Annotated in this window: 19 protein-coding genes; 6 read left to right on the top strand and 13 right to left on the bottom strand. The window is 62.2% G+C overall.

Annotated elements, in window-relative coordinates:
- Nucleotides 1-6: 6 nt before the first annotated feature.
- The 12 genes from FHT82_RS03925 to FHT82_RS03870 all read right to left on the bottom strand — a co-directional run bounded on the left by FHT82_RS03925 (nt 7) and on the right by FHT82_RS03870 (nt 10,918).
- On the bottom strand, nt 7-651 hold the full coding sequence (locus FHT82_RS03925; RefSeq protein ID WP_246698046.1) for a flavin reductase family protein: 645 nt from the start codon (nt 649-651) through the stop codon (nt 7-9).
- Nucleotides 618-1,844 (bottom strand): acyl-CoA dehydrogenase family protein, encoded by a 1,227-nt coding sequence (locus tag FHT82_RS03920; protein WP_183726475.1) that lies wholly within the window; start codon nt 1,842-1,844, stop codon nt 618-620. The genes FHT82_RS03925 and FHT82_RS03920 overlap by 34 nt, the downstream gene beginning before the upstream one ends.
- A gap of 60 nt (nt 1,845-1,904) precedes the next feature.
- Nucleotides 1,905-2,684, bottom strand: a complete 780-nt coding sequence (locus FHT82_RS03915) for an alpha/beta hydrolase (RefSeq protein WP_183726473.1) — start codon at nt 2,682-2,684, stop codon at nt 1,905-1,907.
- 23 nt (nt 2,685-2,707) lie between these two features.
- Nucleotides 2,708-3,721: an alcohol dehydrogenase catalytic domain-containing protein gene (locus FHT82_RS03910; RefSeq protein ID WP_183726471.1), complete on the bottom strand. Its 1,014-nt coding sequence runs from the start codon at nt 3,719-3,721 to the stop codon at nt 2,708-2,710.
- Nucleotides 3,718-4,761 carry a branched-chain amino acid ABC transporter permease gene (locus FHT82_RS03905; protein ID WP_183726469.1) on the bottom strand — a complete coding sequence of 348 codons (1,044 nt, stop codon included), beginning with the start codon at nt 4,759-4,761 and terminating at the stop codon, nt 3,718-3,720. The genes FHT82_RS03910 and FHT82_RS03905 overlap by 4 nt, the downstream gene beginning before the upstream one ends.
- 4 nt (nt 4,762-4,765) lie before the next feature.
- A complete protein-coding gene (locus FHT82_RS03900) occupies nt 4,766-5,623 on the bottom strand; it encodes a branched-chain amino acid ABC transporter permease (protein WP_183726467.1) in 858 nt (285 codons plus the stop codon).
- Nucleotides 5,610-6,341: an ABC transporter ATP-binding protein gene (locus FHT82_RS03895; protein WP_183726465.1), complete on the bottom strand. Its 732-nt coding sequence runs from the start codon at nt 6,339-6,341 to the stop codon at nt 5,610-5,612. The genes FHT82_RS03900 and FHT82_RS03895 overlap by 14 nt, the downstream gene beginning before the upstream one ends.
- Nucleotides 6,338-7,033 carry an ABC transporter ATP-binding protein gene (locus FHT82_RS03890; protein ID WP_183727283.1) on the bottom strand — a complete coding sequence of 232 codons (696 nt, stop codon included), beginning with the start codon at nt 7,031-7,033 and terminating at the stop codon, nt 6,338-6,340. The genes FHT82_RS03895 and FHT82_RS03890 overlap by 4 nt, the downstream gene beginning before the upstream one ends.
- A 158-nt stretch (nt 7,034-7,191) precedes the next feature.
- Nucleotides 7,192-8,490: an ABC transporter substrate-binding protein gene (locus FHT82_RS03885; RefSeq protein ID WP_183726463.1), complete on the bottom strand. Its 1,299-nt coding sequence runs from the start codon at nt 8,488-8,490 to the stop codon at nt 7,192-7,194.
- An 80-nt stretch (nt 8,491-8,570) separates the two neighbouring features.
- Nucleotides 8,571-9,389: an SDR family NAD(P)-dependent oxidoreductase gene (locus FHT82_RS03880; RefSeq protein ID WP_183726462.1), complete on the bottom strand. Its 819-nt coding sequence runs from the start codon at nt 9,387-9,389 to the stop codon at nt 8,571-8,573.
- 252 nt (nt 9,390-9,641) lie between these two features.
- Nucleotides 9,642-9,854 carry a hypothetical protein gene (locus tag FHT82_RS03875; protein ID WP_246698045.1) on the bottom strand — a complete coding sequence of 71 codons (213 nt, stop codon included), beginning with the start codon at nt 9,852-9,854 and terminating at the stop codon, nt 9,642-9,644.
- A gap of 155 nt (nt 9,855-10,009) precedes the next feature.
- Complete coding sequence (locus FHT82_RS03870; protein ID WP_183726460.1) at nt 10,010-10,918, bottom strand: LysR family transcriptional regulator; 909 nt, start codon at nt 10,916-10,918, stop codon at nt 10,010-10,012.
- A gap of 257 nt (nt 10,919-11,175) precedes the next feature.
- On the opposite strand from FHT82_RS03870, the gene FHT82_RS03865 reads away from it, so the two are divergent.
- The 5 genes from FHT82_RS03865 to FHT82_RS03845 are packed head-to-tail and all read left to right on the top strand — an operon-like array spanning nt 11,176 to nt 15,429.
- The gene (locus FHT82_RS03865) at nt 11,176-11,982 is read left to right on the top strand and encodes a 5-oxoprolinase subunit PxpA (RefSeq protein WP_183726458.1); all 807 of its coding nucleotides are present in this window, start codon (nt 11,176-11,178) and stop codon (nt 11,980-11,982) included.
- Nucleotides 11,969-12,211 carry an acetyl-CoA carboxylase gene (locus FHT82_RS03860; RefSeq protein WP_183726456.1) on the top strand — a complete coding sequence of 81 codons (243 nt, stop codon included), beginning with the start codon at nt 11,969-11,971 and terminating at the stop codon, nt 12,209-12,211. Before FHT82_RS03865 ends, FHT82_RS03860 begins: the two co-directional genes overlap by 14 nt.
- Entirely contained in the window at nt 12,208-13,593 is a 1,386-nt protein-coding gene (locus FHT82_RS03855) for an acetyl-CoA carboxylase biotin carboxylase subunit (protein WP_183726454.1), read from the top strand. The genes FHT82_RS03860 and FHT82_RS03855 overlap by 4 nt, the downstream gene beginning before the upstream one ends.
- On the top strand, nt 13,593-14,468 hold the full coding sequence (locus FHT82_RS03850; RefSeq protein ID WP_183726452.1) for a carboxyltransferase domain-containing protein: 876 nt from the start codon (nt 13,593-13,595) through the stop codon (nt 14,466-14,468). The genes FHT82_RS03855 and FHT82_RS03850 overlap by 1 nt, the downstream gene beginning before the upstream one ends.
- Nucleotides 14,458-15,429 carry a biotin-dependent carboxyltransferase family protein gene (locus tag FHT82_RS03845; protein ID WP_183726450.1) on the top strand — a complete coding sequence of 324 codons (972 nt, stop codon included), beginning with the start codon at nt 14,458-14,460 and terminating at the stop codon, nt 15,427-15,429. Before FHT82_RS03850 ends, FHT82_RS03845 begins: the two co-directional genes overlap by 11 nt.
- 74 nt (nt 15,430-15,503) lie before the next feature.
- Here FHT82_RS03845 and FHT82_RS03840 read toward each other — a convergent pair whose 3' ends face one another.
- The gene (locus FHT82_RS03840) at nt 15,504-16,514 is read right to left on the bottom strand and encodes a GntR family transcriptional regulator (RefSeq protein WP_183726448.1); all 1,011 of its coding nucleotides are present in this window, start codon (nt 16,512-16,514) and stop codon (nt 15,504-15,506) included.
- Between the two features lie 538 nt (nt 16,515-17,052).
- Between FHT82_RS03840 and FHT82_RS03835 the strand changes: the two genes are divergently transcribed.
- Entirely contained in the window at nt 17,053-18,126 is a 1,074-nt protein-coding gene (locus tag FHT82_RS03835) for an ABC transporter ATP-binding protein (RefSeq protein ID WP_183726446.1), read from the top strand.
- The last annotated feature ends 27 nt before the right edge of the window (nt 18,127-18,153 follow it).

The raw sequence follows: 18,153 nt of genomic DNA, 5'->3' as shown, positions 1-18,153 counted from the left end.
ATGGCTTCAGAAGGTGGCGGAATCGTCCGGCCACAGCAGCATCGGCGCCGAGACCGTGTCAACCACCGGACCCAGCGCGTGCCAGGCTCGGTTGGAATAGACCAGCGCCTCGGCCTGTCGTGTCACAAGCGCCCCGGATGATACGGAGGTCAGCTCCGCCGTCACTAGGCAGGCCCCCGACGTTTCCAGCCGGTCGCGCAGCTCGGCGCGAAACCAGAGTTCGACCTGCGGATAATAAGGCTCGCCGCTGTCGAGCCGTGACCAGCGCACGTCCGGCCCGAAGCGATTCTTGCCTGGTGTCGCGCAGAGCCGGGCGAGTTGCATGTCGGCACGGCGCACGAAATGCACGACGACGGATGCAGCGCGCTCGACCACCTTCCCACTCGAGGACGATGCCGAGAGCGAGAAGGCGACCATGGGTGGTGCGGCACTGATCGAGATCAGCGAACTCACGGTCATCGCCACCGGGCCTTCGGCGCCCTCCGCCGTGATGATGGCGACACCGGACGGATGGTGCCGGAAGGCCGCCAGGAACGCCTCGGTGAGGCCGGAGCTGACGGCGGTGGTGCCCGTTTCGGGCGCCGCCACTTTATCCGGCATGCCTTTTGCCGGCGCGCTCATTTCTTCTCGATCAGGTCGTAGAACTGCCAAGTGCGGTCGCTCCACAGGCCGGCAATGTCGCGGCCGACGGCGGCGACGATGTTCGGGTTGATCGTGAAATGGTTCGAGGCTGTCAGCATCTCGCGATAGATCCGCTGCATCACGCCGTAGCGCAACGAAGCCCCACCGAGCGAGCGATAGACGAAATGGCAGGCATCGACGCCCGCCTCATGCACTTCGGATTTGGCGAGATGCACCAGGCTGATCTGGCGCGTTGTCATGCGGTTGCCGGCCTCGATCGAGGCTTCGACTTCGCGCCAGACCTCGAACAGGAAGGCGCGGGCGGCCCGGACACGAGCCTCTGCCCGGCCGAAATCGTACCAGAACTTGTCGCTCTCGCCGAGCAGGCCGGCGCGGCCGGTTTTGGTCTTTGCGTATTTCGCGGCCTCATCGAGCATGCGGCGCGATGCGCCGATCGCCCAGCCGGAATGGCCAATGGCGGCAAGGCCCACCACGCCGAGGCTGAAGAATTCCTGCATGCGCTGCGGCTCGGCAGTCAGGATCGGAAACACCATGTCATCGGGAATGAAGACGTCATTGGCGGCGTAGTCGATGCTGCCGGTGGCTTGCAGGCCAAGGACATTCCAGTTGCCGAGCAGTTCGTGGTCGTCGACCGGCGCATGCGCGCAGAGCACGATCACGTCGCCCTTCTCGTCTTTGGCCGGCTGGCCGTTGCCGTCGTCGAGCAGGGCGGCGGTGTGGGTAAAGGTTGCGTGGTAGATACCGCTGGCATAGGACCATTTGCCGTTCAGGCGATAGCCGCCATCGACTTTCTTCAGCATACCGGTCGGCGTACCCTGGCCGGAGAACCGGTTGTCGGACTTGCCGCCGAACAGGCGGCCGATCGCGGTGTCGGGCAGGAAGGCCGCCGACATCGCGCCGATGCAGGCGTGTACCATCGATACCCAGCCGGCCGCGCCGCTGTGATAGGTGATGGCCTCGATGAGCTGCAGGCCCTGCGTCGGCGAGAGCTGTGCGCCGCCAATGTCCTCGCCAGCGAAGATATGGCTCATGCGGATAGGCTTGAGCGCCTCGAAGGTCTCCTCGTTGAGGCGGCCGAGCTTCTCGTTCGCCTCGGAATTTTTATCGAGGATCGGGCCGATCTTGTCGACATGAGCCATGAGGGAGGCGAAGTCCGTCTTCGTGCCCCAGTAGCCAGATGCATGCTTGATAGGTGCGTTCATGATAATTCCTCCTTGATAGTCCTGGTCTTCGCAGATCGCCTGGGGCGCTGCGCTCGGGTTTCACGTGGCGAGGAAGTTGCCAATGGCTGTGACGGTGCGCGGATCTTCCTGCATGGCGAAATGGCCGACATTCTCGATGATCAGCGTCCGGGCATTGGGGATGGTCGCCTGCCAGAGCGGCGCCTGCGAGGCGGGCAGCATGCGGTCCCTGTCGCCCCAGACGATCAGGGTTTCGTTGGGAATCCGGCTTAGCCAGCGGCCGAGATTCGGATGGCCCATGCCGTGTACATTGAGAATGTTGCCCAACGCCGGGCCTTCCTTCTCGCGGGCGGCCACGAAATCCTCGGTCGAGGGACATTCCGAGCCGCCCGGGAAATAGCGGGCCGCGACCTCGACATTGTGGGCGAGATAGGCGGGAAACTGATCCGGCGGGATCTGGCTCAGATCGGCGCCGGGATGATCGGGATGATTGAGGCCGGCCGGCGCATTCAACACCAGCTTGCCGAACCGTTCGCCGGCGACGACGGCGATCTCGGCCGCCATCCAGCCGCCCATGGAATGGCCGACCAGATGCGGACGCTCGAGGCCGAGCGCCTTGATGAGCCGGAGATTGTGGACCACCATGTCCTGCATGCCGGACATGTGCGGCGCCTCGGCACTCTCGCCGAAGCCGGGATGGAAGGGCAGGTAGATACGGAAGCGCTCGGCAAGACCGCGCGCCCACTCGTACCCCTCGATGGTCGCCGCGCCATGCAGCGCAAGCACGGCGGGGCCGCGGCCGATCGCCTTCACGACCGTATGCACACCGTCGATGTCCTGCGTCAGGGTCTCGAACTCCATAGACTATCCTCCTCGACAATCGGTCAGGCCGCATCAGCGGCGATCAGCACCTTGCATTGCGTCGTTCGGTGCCTCAGTCCCTCGAAGGCATCGGGCACGTCATTGAAGCCGATCCGGCCCGTGATCAGCGCCTGGGGGCGGTAGCGGCCGGGGCCGAGCGCAGAGAGCGCCGTCTCAAACTCGGCCATGTTGAAGAACACGGCGAAGATGAGCTGGATTTCCTTGGACAAGGCCGCGAAGGGATCCCAGTCGTCGCCGCCGACGCAGAGACCGACGCCGACCACCGTTCCATGGGTGCGGACGAGCTGGCAGGCGAAATCGAGCAGCCCACGCTTGCCGACGCATTCGAAGACGATGTCGGGCGCTCCGCCGGTCTTGGCGCGGAATTCTTGCGCCAGTCCCGGGCCGGACATGGCAAAGCCGGTCGCGCCGACCGAGGCCGCACCGTCTTCCTGATGCCGGTTGATGTCGGCGACGATGACGTCGCGGGCGCCTTGACGTCGCGCCCAGAAGGCGACCAGCAGGCCGATCGGCCCAGCGCCGAGAATCAGCACGCGCTCGCCTGGCTTCAATCCCGATCGCATCACGCAATGCAGCGCCACGGCAACCGGTTCGGCCAGCGCGCCTTCCTCGATGGGAAGGTCATCGGGCAGGATACGGCATTGGCGGGCGGTGACCGTGGTATATTCGGCATATCCGCCGCCGATCAGCCGCATTTCGGCGCACCAGGCGGGCTCGCCTTTTCTGCAATTATCGCATGTGCCGCATCCGCGCATCGGCGCCACTGCCACCCGGTCACCCGGCTTGAGCTCGGAGACGGCGGTGCCGCATCGGATCACTTCGCCAGCAAATTCGTGGCCGAGCACGTCGTGACGATTGAGGCCGAAAGTCTTCGGGTCCTCGGTCATGTGCAGGTCGGAACCGCAGATGCCACAAGCGGCGATCCTGAGCATGACTTCATCGGAAGCCGGTTCCGGAACGGGGCGTTCGCCCACTTTCAGCGGCATTCCGACGCCGTCGAAAAGTACGGCCTTCATGTCAGATCCTCCACCAGCCTTCGTCGTGTCGGGAACCACGGGGCGTCGACGACCTTGCAGATCAGGCCCCAGATGCCGCCGCGCGCGAAAAGCGCCATGCAAAGAGTGAGCAGGCCGAGCACTACCAGATAGGTCGCGCCATACAGGCCGAACCAGCGTTCGGCGAAGAAGTAGACCAGCGCCCCGATCAGCACGCCTTCCAGCGATCCAAGGCCGCCGACCATGACGATGAAGATGGCGATGCTGGCCCAGTTCGGGTCATAGGCGGAAGGTGGAGTGATGCGCAGCTGGGCCATGAAGTAGATGGCGCCCGCAAGACCCGTACCGACAGCTGCTGCGACCCAGATTGCGAAGCGCAGCCGCCCGACATTCACACCCTGGCTTGCCGCCGCGACCGGATTGTCACGCATGGCGATCAACGCCAGACCGTAGCGCGAGCGTAGGAGCCAGTAGGGGCCGCCGACGGTAACGAGCAGCATCAATGCACAGAGGAGCGAAACGCCGACGGCGCGTTCCATGGGCGAATAGCTGGTCATGACGCGCAGGCTCATTCCTGCCCCGCCGTTGACATAGCCGAAGACCGAAGTCGCAAGCCGCAGCACTTCGGCAACGACCCAGGTGCCGATCGCGAAATAGGGGCCGTCGAGCCGATGCAGCAGACCGTAGGTGGGAATGGCGAGCAGGGCCGGGGCGATCATCGCCAGCATGACGGCGACAAAGGGATTGATGCCCCAGAGCTGCGCCATCACGAACATCATGTAGGCAGCCACGCCGACGAAGACCTGTTGGCCGACCGACACCAGTCCGGCATAGCCGGCAAGCAGGTTCCACATCTGGGCAACGGCGATGTAGCAGCAGAGCTCGACCACATCGCGGATCAGGCCCTGGCTTGCCCAGAGCGGCATCGAGGCGATGGTGAAGAGCGCGATTATGCCCAGCCCCATGGCGATGACGCCGGAAGCGGTCTGGCGCTGAACGCGGACCGGCGGAAGATCCGTGGTGCCGGCCGGGCCTTGTGCGGTTGCGAGCGCGTGGGTCACGGTCTCAGTCCTTTCCGAGAATGCCCTGCGGCCGCAGTGCGAGAATGAGCAGGAAGACGAGGTGGCCAGCGAGAATGCCGAAGCCGGGATCGATACGGAACCCGATCGACTGGCTGATGCCGAGCACCATGGCGCCGATGAAGGCGCCCCAGATCGACCCCATGCCGCCGATGATGACGGCCTCGAAGGCATAGATGAGCTGAAAGGCACCATCGGTCGGCGACACCGTCGAACGCATCGACTGAAAGACGGCGGCGAAACCCAGGATGCCGACGGCGAGTGCCGTCGCGCCGGCATAGACGGCTTTCGGATCGATACCGGTCATCGCCGCGGCCTCGACATCGGCGGAGGCCGCCCGCAGCGAACGCCCGAAGCGCGTATACTGCATCGTGGTCGCAAGAGCCGCCGTCAGCGCGGTGGCCGTAACGAGCACGATCACGGGCAGCACCCCGACGAAGAGCGGTCCGAGCTGGAAGGAGGCCTGGGCAAGGCCGCCGCTCTGCAGCGAACGCGTATCTGCCGACCAGACCTGCAGCATCGCGTTCTGCAGCGCGATCGATAGGCCGAAGGTGGCGATCAGAGACGGCAACGGGTCGGCGCCTACGACACGGTTGAGGATCAGCCGCTGGAGGATGACACCGATGATGCCGCCGAGCGCGACGAGGACCACCAGCACCGACCAAGGGCCGAGGCCGAAGGTCGAGGCGAGGCTGATGCCGACCAGCGCCAGCAGGATCATCAGATCGCCGTGGGTGATGTTGACGACACGCATGACTCCGAACATCAGCGCCATGCCGAGCGCATATTGTGCATAGAGGCCACCGAGAAGAATGCCCTGGACCAGTCCGTCAAGCCACTGCATGGGATGCTCCGAAGTAGGCTTCGCCGATCGCCTCGCGGGACATGTCCGCCGAGCGGCCGGTCAGCGTGACGCGGCCCTCCAGCATGCAATAGAGCCGGTCTGAGGCGGACTTGGCGAGGCCGACATCCTGTTCGACCAGCACGATGGCCGTGCCGTTTCCTGAAATCGACGGGATGGATTGGTAGATTTCCTTGATCACCTTCGGTGCCAGACCGAGGCTGATCTCGTCGCAGAGCAGCAAGCGCGGCCGGTTGAGCAGCGCCCGGCCGATCGCCACCATCTGCTGCTGGCCGCCGGAGAGGGACTGGACCGGTGCCGCCTGCTTTTCCTTGAGGATCGGAAACAGCGCAAAGATTCGCTCGATCGTCCAGGCATCGCCGCGGCCGGGCGCGGCATGATCGACGGCCACGCGCAGGTTGTCGAGCACGGACATGCCGGCAAACAGCCGGCGGCCTTCGGGTACGATCGCCACACCCTCGGCCACCATGTCGTGCGGCCTGCTGCCGCCGACCGCCCGGCCGTCAAGGCGCACCATGTCAGGCGCGACCTTGATCAGGCCCATGATCGACTTCAACAGCGTCGATTTGCCGGCACCGTTGGCGCCGATCAGGGCGACGACCTCGCCCTCCGCGATTTCGAGATCGATGCCGTAAAGCGCCTGAAAGTCGCCGTAGCGGGCCTTGAGATCGTGGGTGGAAAGAAGCGTCCTTCCCGTCATGCCTCAACCCCCATATAGACGCGCCGGACTTCCGGGTTCTTGATGACGTCGTCCGGCAGCCCCTCGGCGATCTTTTGGCCGAAGTTCAGCACCATGATCCGATCGGCCACGGCCAGCAGGGCATGCAGGACATGCTCGATCCAGACGATGGTGACACCGCGGTCGCGGATGCGGTGGATCAGTTGCACGAGCGCCTTGCCTTCCTCGTCGGTCAGTCCGCCGGCAATTTCGTCGAGCAGCAGCAGCCTCGGGCTCGAGGCCATCGCGCGAGCCAGTTCCAGCCGCTTGCGGTCGAGCAGCGTGAGCGATCCGGCCGAACGGTTGGCCTTGTCGGCCAGTTCGCAATCGCGCAGAATCTGCGCGCAGAGCGCATAGCTCTGGGCCTCCGTGCGCCCGCCGCCGAAGGTAGCGGCCACGAGCAGGTTTTCGAAGGTCGACATGCCGACATACGGCCGGGGGATCTGGTAGGTGCGGCCGATACCGATCTTGCAGCGCGAATAGGGCGGCTGGCCGACAAGTCGCTCGCCGGCAAAGACGAGTTCGCCGGCATCGTTTCGCAAGTCGCCACTGATCAGGTTGAACAGCGTGGTCTTGCCCGCTCCGTTCGGACCGAGGATTCCCAGCACCTCGCCGCGCCGGACATCGAAGCTGATGTCATGCAGGACGCGGAGCGCGCCAAAGGATTTGCTCAATCCCCTCGCCTTTAGCAATACGCCGTTCAATCGATCCTCCGCTCCGGGCAGCGGCAGGCGCGTCCACGCGCCGCCCGCCTGGTCTTCAAGCATTCGCGATAGATCTGCTGATTGCGGGCGGGCTTGCCGCCCGGCCGTAACCCTCAAGGCGCCCGGGCTCAACCTGCCCAGGGGATCACCTTCATCTTCTGCTCGGGTTCGAACAGCTTATTGACGGTATTGTCGACGATCTTCAGGTCGTAGGGCCACGTCCCGCCCTTGACCCACTGGCCGCCGAAAATCGGCGTCGTCGAGACATTCTTGTGCGGACCACTGGAGAAATCGACCTTGCCGATCAGGGTCTCGATGTTGGTCTTGACCATGGCGTCGCGGATCGAAGTGCGGTCGAGCGGGTTGGAGGCGCGCTTGAGGATGTCGAGGGCCACTTCCCAGATCGCGTGGCTGTAGCCGAGCGGCTGCGTCCACTGCTTCTTGGTCTCGTTCTCCCACTGGTCCGCGATCTCCCGGCTCACCTGGCCCGTCAGCGCCGACTTGAACGGGAAGGCGGGCGTCCACCAGACCTCGGACGACATGCCGTCGCCGAGCGGCCCGAGCGCCTGCACGCCACCGGGGAAGAGCAGCGCTGCGGCGACGGTGACGGCCTTTGGCCTATAGCCCTGCTGGGCGCACTGGTTGATGAAGGTCTTGAGATCGTCGGGATAGGTGATGCCGCCGACAATTTCGCAGCCGGCATTCTTGAACGCGGCGATCTGCGCCGAATAATCATTGGTGCGCGGCTGGAAGAAGCCGGGGACAGTGATTTCAAAGCCGGCCTTCTGTGTCGGCGCGGGCAGGCCGTAGTCGTTGTTGCCCCAGGTCTCGCCATCGGCGTTCTGCGGAAACAGCATGCCCACCTTCCGATTTGTGTCGAGCGTGTTCCACAGGCCGACAAAGGTGTTGAGGGCCTCGTCGAGACCCCAGAAGAAATGGTACGTCCAGTCGAACGGCTTGTTCTGGCCGCCGCGCGGAAAGATCACCGCCTGCCAGGGCGCGCCGGTCGACAGGCACGGGCATTCGTTGAGCTCCGCCTGGTCGGCCGAAGGACTGACGGTGTCGGTCGTAGAGGCCGGCAGCAGCAGATGCACGCCATCGTTCAGGATCAGGTCACCGGCGACCTCAGCGGCACGGTTCGGGTCGGACTGGCTGTCGCGGATCAGAATCTCGACATCGAATTTGCCGGCCGCAGTCTGAAGGCCGTCCTTCAGCGTGGCCCTGACCTTTTCGGCCGCCCAGCCATCCGTCTCGCCGAACAGCGCGAGCGGGCCGGTCGTCGGCGTCACGAAGCCGAGCTTGATCGTGCCGGCCGATTGCGCCCTGGCGATCATCGGCGCGCCGAGCGCCGCGGTGGCAAGGCCGGCACCCATGCCCTTGAGCACGGTCCGGCGGGATGGCTGCGCAAATTTCGTCTTCAGGTCCACCTTGGTCTCCTCCCTCTGGTGTTCTTGTCGTCTGCACGCACATTCGTCGACGGCCGGTCCTCCCAGACCCGGCGGTCGCCTCACTTAATGCGGTTCATCGAACCTCCATCGATCACGATCTGGCTGCCGGTGACGTAGGACGAGCAGGGTGAGGCCAGATAGAGGGCCAGCCCCTTGATATCCTCCGTGTCGCCGATCCTGCCGATCAGCGACTGCTCCTCGAAGGCCTTCCGGTCGGCGGGGATCTTCAGCCGGCCGCCGGCAATATTGGTCATGAACGGACCGGGCGAGATACAGTTGACGAGGATGCCGAACATCCCCAGTTCCATCGCCATCTGCCGGACGAAATGATCGACGCCCGCCTTGGCCGGCATATAGGGCGTGCCGACGATCGCCTCGTTGATCTGAGCGGCGATGGACGACGTGACGATGATCCTGCCGCCGCCGGTCTCCTTCATGTGACGCGCGGAATGCTTCACGGTGGTGTAGACCGATGAGAGGTTGACCTCGATGACCCGGTCCCAGTGGTGGTCGTCGAGCACGTCGATCGCTCCCTCCGGGATGCGTCCGCCGGTCGTCGACAGGAAACCCGGCCCGGCGTCGATACCGGCATTGGCGAAGACCACGTCGATCCGGCCATGCCGCTCAGCCACGGCATCGAATGCCTCCTTCATGCGCGGACGGTCGGTCACGTCGACCGCCTGTCCCCACACATCGCCGCCATTGGCCTTGAGCTCTGCCACGACGCTGTCGAGCTGCGTTGGATTGAGATCGAAAATACAGACCCGCGCGCCGTTGTCGGCCATGACCTCCGCATAGGCGCGACCGATGCCGCTGGCGCCGCCGGTGACGATGACCGACTTGTCACGAACGTCGAACATCTCCTGCAATGTCGCCATTCTTCTCCTCCCGATTACAGAGAGGCTAGCAGCGGCGGACACCCGATTTGATGATTTTTTTTAAATTTAATATATCGTCTCGTTATATTGGTGAGCGCTTCCATTGATATTCTCAGAATGACCTGACCGACAATCTCGCCTATACGCGCGGCGACACCGTCTCGCTGGCGTCGCTGGTCTCTGCCGAGCTTGGCATCGGTCACTCGCCTGCTCGCAACATTCTAGATCGTGGCCTGGGAACCGCGTGAGCGCCTACCATAGTGCCTGAACGGCGACGACGACGACAAAAGCAACCACCACCACGGACGCCATTCGTAAAACAGTGCGATTGGCCTGGGCGAGTACCTGTGGCTTCGGGTCACGCTTGGGATTAAATTTGTGGCGACGTTTCTGTGGTGCTGCCGCCTGGGACGATTTGTTTCCTGCTGCCATGGCTGTTTCGCTCGACGTGCTGGATTTCTGCATGGCTAATTTAGCATGAAATCTACCTGGCGCTTAGTGCGCAACGCAGCCCGATATCCGGAACACCCCCCATCTTTTGCTGGCATCGCGTGTCGGGGAAGGTGATCCTTCCGTTCAGGATGGCTTGGTGCCGGCGGTTACGGCGGCGTCATAGGCATTCATGCGTTCGTACCCGGCAGGCTGTAGGCCTGTTGGAAATAACGGCGGAAGGCAAGCATTGGAGGGCTGAACTCGACGTTGGCACGCCAAGCCAGACCAACATCCATCGGCGGAACCGGATCCTGGATATTCACGGTCTCGATCCGGCGCCCCTCAAGCGACCAGGGGCGATGCACCATATCGGAGAGGATGGCGACGCCAAGTCCGTTTGCCACCATCGATCTGACAGCCTCGATCGAACTGGTCCTCAAGAGCACCTTCGGCTGATAGGAGCTTCGGCTCCAGTATCGCAAGGAGGAGTGGGCTGCTTCATCTACCGTCAGCATGATGTAGGGTTCTTGGGCGATTTCACGCAAGCCGATGCCGTCGCGGCGCTGCAGGTCGTGACCCGCCGGGAGCCAGAGACGCCTGACCGAACTCAGAAGCGTTTCGGTCGTCAGCATCGGATTGAGGATGTTCGAGGTCAGCAGCACCGAAATGTCGTAGCGATTGCTGAGAAGGCCTTCCTCGATCGATTCGCGATTGACCTCGTAGAGCTGGATTTTCAGTTTCGGATAGAGACGGCGGATACGTTCGATGTGAAGCGGCAGGAAATAGCCGATGACGGTGTAGGTCGCGGCGACGACAAGCTCTCCCTCGATATCGCTGCTGACGAGATCGAGATGGGTTGCCTCGTCGACCTTGGCCAGAATTTCATAGGCGTGAGATAAAAATTGCCGCCCGGCCGTCGTCAGTTCCATCCCTTGCGGCGCGCGATTGAACAGCGACACGCCGACCGTCAATTCGAGATCCTTGATCGCTGCAGTGACAGCAGACTGTGAGATCGACAGGCTAACGGCCGCATGCGAGATCTGCCCATATTCGGCCGTTGCGACGAAGTAGCGAAGCTGCCTTAGGCTCAGGCCCATGATGTCTCCCCATCTATTTATCTGAAAACTGCTGTGGTGAATCAGATTCAGCAGGCTTTAAATGAGCAGATTTCGACGCAAATTTACGCAACATCTCTATCATGTTGATAATTATGTATAGTTTCTGCCGCCATTTTGAGCGACGGTATCAATTTATCAGATAATGATGCTTTGAAAATTGTATTTTTCAAGAGATACCTTTCTCTCTAGCGTTTGTGCACCGCTCCTGACCGGATCGCAAATATCTGAGGACATGCATGAAGGAAGCCGTCGACATCAACTGCGACATGGGGGAGGCCTTCGGCCGGTGGCGGATCGGCGACGCGCATGACGAGGAGCTCATCTCGCTCATCAGTTCGGCCAATATCGCGACCGGCTTTCATGCCGGCGATCCCAATCTGATGGATGAGACTGTGCGGATGGCGGCCTCTCACGGCGTCGGCGTCGGCGCTCATCCCGGCTACAACGATCTGCAGGGTTTCGGACGGCGCAAGATCAACGGCACCAGCCGCGAGATCATCAACGATCTGATCTATCAGGTCGGTGCGCTTCGGGAATTCGCCAGGCGCCATGGCGTGCCCGTCCAACACGTGAAGCCGCATGGCGCCCTCTATATGGAGCTGGCGGCGAACACGGATCTGTCGCAGATATTCATCCAATATATGCGCACGGCGGCGCCGAACACGTTCGTCTTCTGCATGGACGGTTCGGCGACCTGCCTCGCCGCGCAAGAGGCCGGCCAGCCCATCGTGCGCGAGTTCTATGCCGACCGCGACTACGGCGATACAGGCTGGATCGTCTTTACCAGGGATGCGGGTCGTCCCGATCCCAAGGCGATCGCTCGCAAGGTGATCAGGGCCTGCACCGAAGGCGTCGTGCGCACCGTCAATGGTGCTGATATTCCGATCGCCTTCGATTCCATCTGCTTTCATTCCGATACTTTGGGTGCGCTCGATATCGTGCGCCACATGCGCGAGGCCCTGGTTGCCGAGGGCATAAGAATTGCACCCGTTTCACAGATTTTGGACAGTGACGCCGCGCGGAGGTTCCATGAGCAGGCTTGAGATCAGATCACCCCTTCCGGGAACCTTCTACAGGGCCTCCTCCCCTGACACACCGCCTTTCAAGTCCGAGGGCGATGCCGTGGCTGAAGGCGATACGATCGGCCTCATCGAGGTCATGAAAACCTTTCAGCAGATTCCGGCAGGGCTCGACGGCAAGAACATCACCTTCCTCGTCGACAACGAAGAGCCCGTCATGGCTGGCCAGGTCATCGCGGAGGTGGATCCATGACGATCCGTTCGGTCTTGGTTGCCAATCGCGGCGAGATCGCCGTCCGGATCATAAAGGCTGCCAAGGCGCTCGGCATTCGCACCGTGCAGGTCCATAGCGCCGCGGATGTCGATATGCTCGCGGTGAAGCTGGCCGACGAGGCGATCAATATCGGCTCGCCGGCTCCGAAGAAATCCTATCTGAACATTGAAGCCATCGTCTCGGCGGCACGTTCGGCGAGCGTGGATGCCGTTCACCCGGGATATGGGTTTCTGTCTGAAAACGGAGATTTTGCCGACGCCGTCGAGGCGGCGGGGATGATCTTCATCGGGCCGAGCGGCGAAGCCATCCGATTGCTGGGTGATAAGGTGGCGGCGCGGGCGATTGCGGCTCGTGCCGGCGTGCCGACCGTGCCGGGAAGCAACGGCCGTGTGGCCGATATCGGGGCTGCCGAAGCGATCGCCGGCCGTACCGGTTTTCCCGTCATGATCAAGGCCGCTGCCGGCGGCGGCGGACGCGGCATCCGCATCGTTCGGTCGCTGGCCGAACTCAGGGAGCAATTTCCGCTCGCCTCGGCGGAGGCGGCCGCCGCTTTCGGCGATGGCGGCCTTTACATGGAGAAGGTCATCACCCGCGCCCGCCATATCGAGGTGCAGATTTTCGGCGACGGGCAGAACTTCGTACATTGTTTCGAACGTGAGTGCTCGCTGCAGCGTCGCCGCCAGAAGGTCTGGGAGGAGGCGCAAGCCTCCCTGCTGCCCGATGATGTGCGCCAGAGCCTCTGCGCCAGCGCCGTGGCGCTTGCCGCTGAAGTCGGTTATCGCGGGGCAGGCACGGTTGAATATCTCTACGACGAGGATAGCAGGCAGTTTTTTTTCATTGAAGTGAATACCCGCATCCAGGTCGAACACCCGGTGACGGAGATGATTACCGGCATCGATCTTGTGCAGGAAATGTTCAAGGTGGCAGGTGGCGCTCCCCTGTCGCTGTCGCAGTCCGATATTCGGGTGCATGGTCATGCCATCGAGTGCCGGATCAATGCCGAGGATCCGGCCAAGGGCTTTCTGCCGGCGCCGGGCATCGTGACACGGCTTTCCATTCCAGAAGGTGACGGCATCCGTTTCGATACGATGCTTTATGCCGGTTATACCGTGCCGCCCTTCTACGATTCCCTACTCGGCAAGCTCATCGTCTGGGCCGAGGATCGCAATGCCTGCCTCGATAGGCTGGCTGCCGCCCTTTCCGAGCTGACGATCGAGGGCTTGCCGACGACGACCCCTCTGCACCTTGCGCTCGCTCGCGATCCATCGGTGCGCAAGGGCGCATTCCATACGCGCTTTCTCGAATCCTGGCTGGAGACCGATTTTTCCGCGGTTGACGGCATATCAGCGGAGGTTGCCTGATGCCTGCTCGCTTTACATTCGGAGGTGACGAACATCTCTTCGTCGAATGCAGCGACGAGATGTCCCTCGAAGCCTTCTTCAAGAGCCTGTCGATGGCCAGGGGCGTGCGCGAGAGCGCCATTCGGGGCGTCACTGAAATCTGCCCCGCCAACGCTTCCTTCCAGATCAAATTCGATCCGGATCTCATCAAGCCGGACGACCTCTTACGCGAGGTCAGGGCAATCGAGGGAGCGGCCGAAAAGGCAGAGCCTGTCATTACGACCCGTATCGTCGAAATCCCGGTCTTCTACAATGATCCGTGGACGCATGAGACGCTGATGCGTTTTCGCGAGCGGCATCAGGAGCCCACGGGCACCGATCTGGATTATGCCGCCCGGGTCAACGGCTATGGAGCGGTGAAGGATTTCATATCGGCCCATGCCGGATCGCCATGGTTCGTCTCCATGGTCGGCTTCGTCGCCGGCCTGCCGTTCATGTACCAGATGGTCGAGCGGCAGCGGCAGATCGAGGTGCCGAAATATCTGCGCCCGCGCACCGATACGCCGCGGTTGACGGTCGGCCATGGCGGCTGCTTCGGCTGCATCTATTCGGTACGCGGGGCAGGCGGCTATCAGATGTTCGGCATCACGCCGATGCCGATCTTCGATCCCGCGCAATCGACGAGCTACCTGCGCGATTTCATGGTCTTCTTCCGCCCCGGCGACATCGTGAAATTCCGGCCGATCGATCGCGACGGCTATGACCAGGCGGTCGAGGATGTCGACAGGGGGCGCTTCGCGCCGCCGATCCGCGAGGTCAGTTTCGACCTCCGGCAATACCAGGCCGATATCGACGGCTACAACGCCAAGCTGGAGGGTGCGCTGTATGGCCATTAAGGTTCTTCATCACGGCCTTTCCACCACTATTCAGGACCTTGGACGGCCCGGCTACTTCCACCTCGGCATCCCCGTCGGCGGCGCGATGGATCGCTATGCCATGCGCGCCGCAAATCTTCTCGTCGGCAATGATGAGGGTGCCGCCGGGCTTGAGGCCGTCTTCATGGGACCGAAGCTCGAATTTCTCGGCGATGCTCTGATTGCCGTCACCGGTGCCGATATGCCCGTCAGGATCGATGGTGAACCGCAGCCGGGATGGACGGCGCTCAAGGTCAAGGCAGGGCAGACCGTAAGCTTTGACTTTCTGAAATCCGGGGCGCGGATCTGTATTGCCGTATCGGGGGGCATCGACGTTCCCGAAGCGTTAGGCAGCCGATCGACCTATGTGATCGGCGCCCTCGGTGGTCTTAACGGCAGGGCGATCGCTGCTGGAGATGAGCTTCCCGTCGGTTTCGGCTCGATGGCAAGCGCGGGCCGATCCGTTGCCGAAGAGTTCCGTCGCAAACCCGGCGCGCCGGCTGAGCTCAGGGTCTTGCCGGGGCTTTATTGGGACCGGTTGACGGAAGAGACAAAGCGCAATTTCTTTGCCGACCAGTGGAAGGTAGCGCCGGAGGCCGATCGTATGGGCTACCGTTTCCGCGGTGGCCGCAAGCTGGAATTCGTCGAGCGCAAGCAGCCTTTCGGTGCAGGCTCGGATCCCTCCAATATCGTCGACAGCTGCTATCCCTATGGTTCGATCCAGGTACCGGGCGGAACGGAGCCGATCATTCTGCACCGCGATGCCGTCTCCGGCGGCGGTTATTTCATGCTGGGAACGGTGATCTCGGCCGACATGGACCTGATCGCGCAATTGCAGCCGCATACGCCGACGCAGTTCGTTGAGGTCACGATGGATCAGGCGCTGGCGGCCCGGGCGGATCGGCAGGTTTTGCTTGCGCGTCTTCGCGCGGCCCTGGCTTAGGGGATTATCGGATGGTCGCCTTCCCGAACTCCGGCTTCCCAAGCAGATGGAATAGGATCGGGATCGCCCGCGCCTCACTCGAGAACGCGGGTCAAATAGGCGGCCGTTACGCCGGGGCCAGGGATGATGGCGACGATCTTCATTTGCGCGATCGTGCGGTTGACGGAAGCTTCGAGATGGCTCTCCATCATCGCCGCAGCCGCCTGCACGGCGCCCCGCACCAGCAGTTCCACGATCAGGCGCAGCTCGGTGATGATGGCAGGGTCGCCGGGCAGACCAAGCCGCCGCAGCAATCGTTCCGTCGCCGTCACCGGCAGCAGGTTGTTGCGGATGGATTCCTTCAGTCGCTCGTTCTGCGTCGCGAGAACGCAGATATCGATGAAGTCTGCGTGGATGGTTTCCTGTGCTGCAAGATGATCGGCCGCTTCGCGCCGCTCGAGATCGCAGAGGCGCAGGAAAAGGTCGTTCAGCCGTTCCCGGTCGACCCGGCTGGCGCCGGCAACAAGGGCCTGTGGCTCCAACATGCCGCGCAGGCCGTAGTGATCCTTGATCATCTGCGCCGTCAGCGGACCGGCGATCCAATGGGACGACTGGTTCTTGCGCACGAGACCGCGTTCTCGCAGGCGGGTCAGCACGTCACGCACGACGGTACGGCTGACATTGAAGTGGTCGGCGAGTTCGATCTCGATAATGCGATACTGGCCGAAGACGACGCAGCCGGCGACATCTGCCTCGACGGTATTGTAGATGCGCTCCCAGGAGGAGCGGCTCTGCAACGCCTCGTCGGCATGGCGCGGAATGGTCAGGCCGAGCGTCTTGATATCCGTGCGGTTCGGCTCGATGCCCCGGCCGGCGGGGCCAACGAGATAGCCGCGTCCGTCGAAGCGATGCACCAGGCCTTCGCTTTCCAGCGTCTGCAGCGCCCGTTGGACGGGCGCACGCGAGATCTGCAGGATGTCGGCGATCGGACCTTCGAGCAACACCACGCCTTGCGGCAGGGTATTGTCTTTGATGTTGCCGCGCAGAACATCCTCGGCGATCTCGTAGCGCTTTTGCGCATTGGGGCGCGCACGGTCTTCGGTCATCTGATGCAATGGACTCACGTCGTTCTGATGCCTCACTCTTACGCGTTTCGTTGCGTCAACATAGCGCAAAAATAAATGAATATTGAATACAAAAGATGTTTTTATTCGCGATTTTGATTGGCGGTGCTGCGGTAGTCGCCAGCGACCTGGTCGCGATGCGTACTTTTTGCTGAATGGTTTTTGACTGTAAGCGCCGCTGCCGGTGCCTGCAATAAGCGGATTTCTGCCAATTTTGTACGATGGTTGCAGCTTTTGCTCTCTTCCCGCTTCTCGCGAGATTATTTGTCGATTTAAAGATCTGGTTTTCATAAAAAAGTCTATTGAATACAAAAATCATTTATGTAATGCTCTCAACATCAAGGCGCTCGTCAGAAGCGCCATAGGTGGAACTCTTTGAAACGCCAAGGAACATCTCTTTGACGTGCATGTGATCATGCGCGAGTGCAGGCCGACGTCTGGTATCCGGATCGATGCGATCCTGGCGATGGCGGTGCTTTGCCTGAAGGATGGTCCTTGCCTTGAAACTGGTGGGAAATCGGTGTCGACCGTTCTTCAGCTCAGCCAAGTCACCAAGTCCTATGGCGCCTCTGCCGCGCTGGACAAGGTGGATTTCTCTTTGCCCGACAATGCTTATATCTCGCTGCTCGGGCCGAGCGGCTCTGGCAAGACGACGCTGCTGCGCGTTATTTCCGGCTTCGAGGAGCCGGATGCCGGTTCGATCCTCTTTCACGGCAAACGGCTCGACGGCGTGGAGCCGCATGATCGCGGCATCGGCTTCGTCTTTCAGAACTTCGCTCTGTTCCCGCATCTTTCCGTTGCCGAAAACGTCGCATTCGGCCTTCGCAACCGCAAGGTCGATCCGGTGACGGATGCCCGCGCCTTGGCAAAAAGAGTTCAGGACATGCTGTCGCTGGTCGGCCTCAAGGGGTTTGACGATCGTGCGGTCACGCAGATCTCCGGTGGCCAGCGCCAGCGCGTCGCGTTGGCGCGTACACTGGTGACCGAGCCGAAGATGGTGTTGCTGGACGAGCCGCTCGGCGCGCTCGATGCCAATCTGCGCGGCCGCATGCGAAGCGAACTCAAGATCATCCGCGAGCGCTGCGGCGTGACCTTCCTCCATGTCACAGGCAGCGAATCCGAGGCCTTAGCGATGGGGGATCTGGTGCTTGTCCTCGATCGCGGCCGCATCGCGCAGGCCGCCGCTTCCGATGTCGTCTATAATCGCCCAGCCACTGCCGCGGTCGCCCGCTTCCTCAATTGTTACAACCTCTTTGCGGGCGATGTCGTCGAGGATGTTTTCGTCGGGCCGGCCGGCCGCTTTCCCTTGAATGGATCGCGCAAGAAGGCGCCGCAGCCGGCCTATGCGATCCGCTACGATCGCGTTTCGATCCGCCCTCGCGATGCGGCGCTTTCGGATGACGAAGTCCGCATCGAGGCCGATTTTATCGCCAGCGAATATTCCGGAGCGGCGGTCAATTCCTTCTTTGCCCTCGATGGCGGCCACGTCTTCGAAGTCGAATCCCATCTGAGCCACGCCCGTCCGCCGGCTTTTGTCGAAAAGCGCCGCTACGCGCTCGTCTGGAAGAAGGAGGATGCCCTTGTTTTCGGTTGATACGAGCCCTTCGAGATCTTCCCCCGG

The organism is Rhizobium sp. BK275, assembly GCF_014193555.1.
Classification (GTDB): Bacteria; Pseudomonadota; Alphaproteobacteria; order Rhizobiales; family Rhizobiaceae; genus Rhizobium.
This window is presented reverse-complemented; position numbering and strand designations above follow the sequence as displayed.

Bases quoted from the DNA above. Each gene is read 5' to 3' on its own strand.
- FHT82_RS03855 (WP_183726454.1), top strand. From the start codon at position 12,208: ATGACGATCCGTTCGGTCTTGGTTGCCAATCGCGGCGAGATCGCCGTC.
- FHT82_RS03865 (WP_183726458.1), top strand. From the start codon at position 11,176: ATGAAGGAAGCCGTCGACATCAACTGCGACATGGGGGAGGCCTTCGGC.
- FHT82_RS03850 (WP_183726452.1), top strand. From the start codon at position 13,593: ATGCCTGCTCGCTTTACATTCGGAGGTGACGAACATCTCTTCGTCGAA.
- FHT82_RS03860 (WP_183726456.1), top strand. From the start codon at position 11,969: ATGAGCAGGCTTGAGATCAGATCACCCCTTCCGGGAACCTTCTACAGG.
- FHT82_RS03870 (WP_183726460.1), bottom strand. From the start codon at position 10,918: ATGGGCCTGAGCCTAAGGCAGCTTCGCTACTTCGTCGCAACGGCCGAA.
- FHT82_RS03910 (WP_183726471.1), bottom strand. From the start codon at position 3,721: ATGAAGGCCGTACTTTTCGACGGCGTCGGAATGCCGCTGAAAGTGGGC.
- FHT82_RS03875 (WP_246698045.1), bottom strand. From the start codon at position 9,854: ATGCAGAAATCCAGCACGTCGAGCGAAACAGCCATGGCAGCAGGAAAC.
- FHT82_RS03915 (WP_183726473.1), bottom strand. From the start codon at position 2,684: ATGGAGTTCGAGACCCTGACGCAGGACATCGACGGTGTGCATACGGTC.
- FHT82_RS03845 (WP_183726450.1), top strand. From the start codon at position 14,458: ATGGCCATTAAGGTTCTTCATCACGGCCTTTCCACCACTATTCAGGAC.
- FHT82_RS03880 (WP_183726462.1), bottom strand. From the start codon at position 9,389: ATGGCGACATTGCAGGAGATGTTCGACGTTCGTGACAAGTCGGTCATC.
- FHT82_RS03920 (WP_183726475.1), bottom strand. From the start codon at position 1,844: ATGAACGCACCTATCAAGCATGCATCTGGCTACTGGGGCACGAAGACG.
- FHT82_RS03895 (WP_183726465.1), bottom strand. From the start codon at position 6,341: ATGACGGGAAGGACGCTTCTTTCCACCCACGATCTCAAGGCCCGCTAC.
- FHT82_RS03840 (WP_183726448.1), bottom strand. From the start codon at position 16,514: ATGACCGAAGACCGTGCGCGCCCCAATGCGCAAAAGCGCTACGAGATC.
- FHT82_RS03900 (WP_183726467.1), bottom strand. From the start codon at position 5,623: ATGCAGTGGCTTGACGGACTGGTCCAGGGCATTCTTCTCGGTGGCCTC.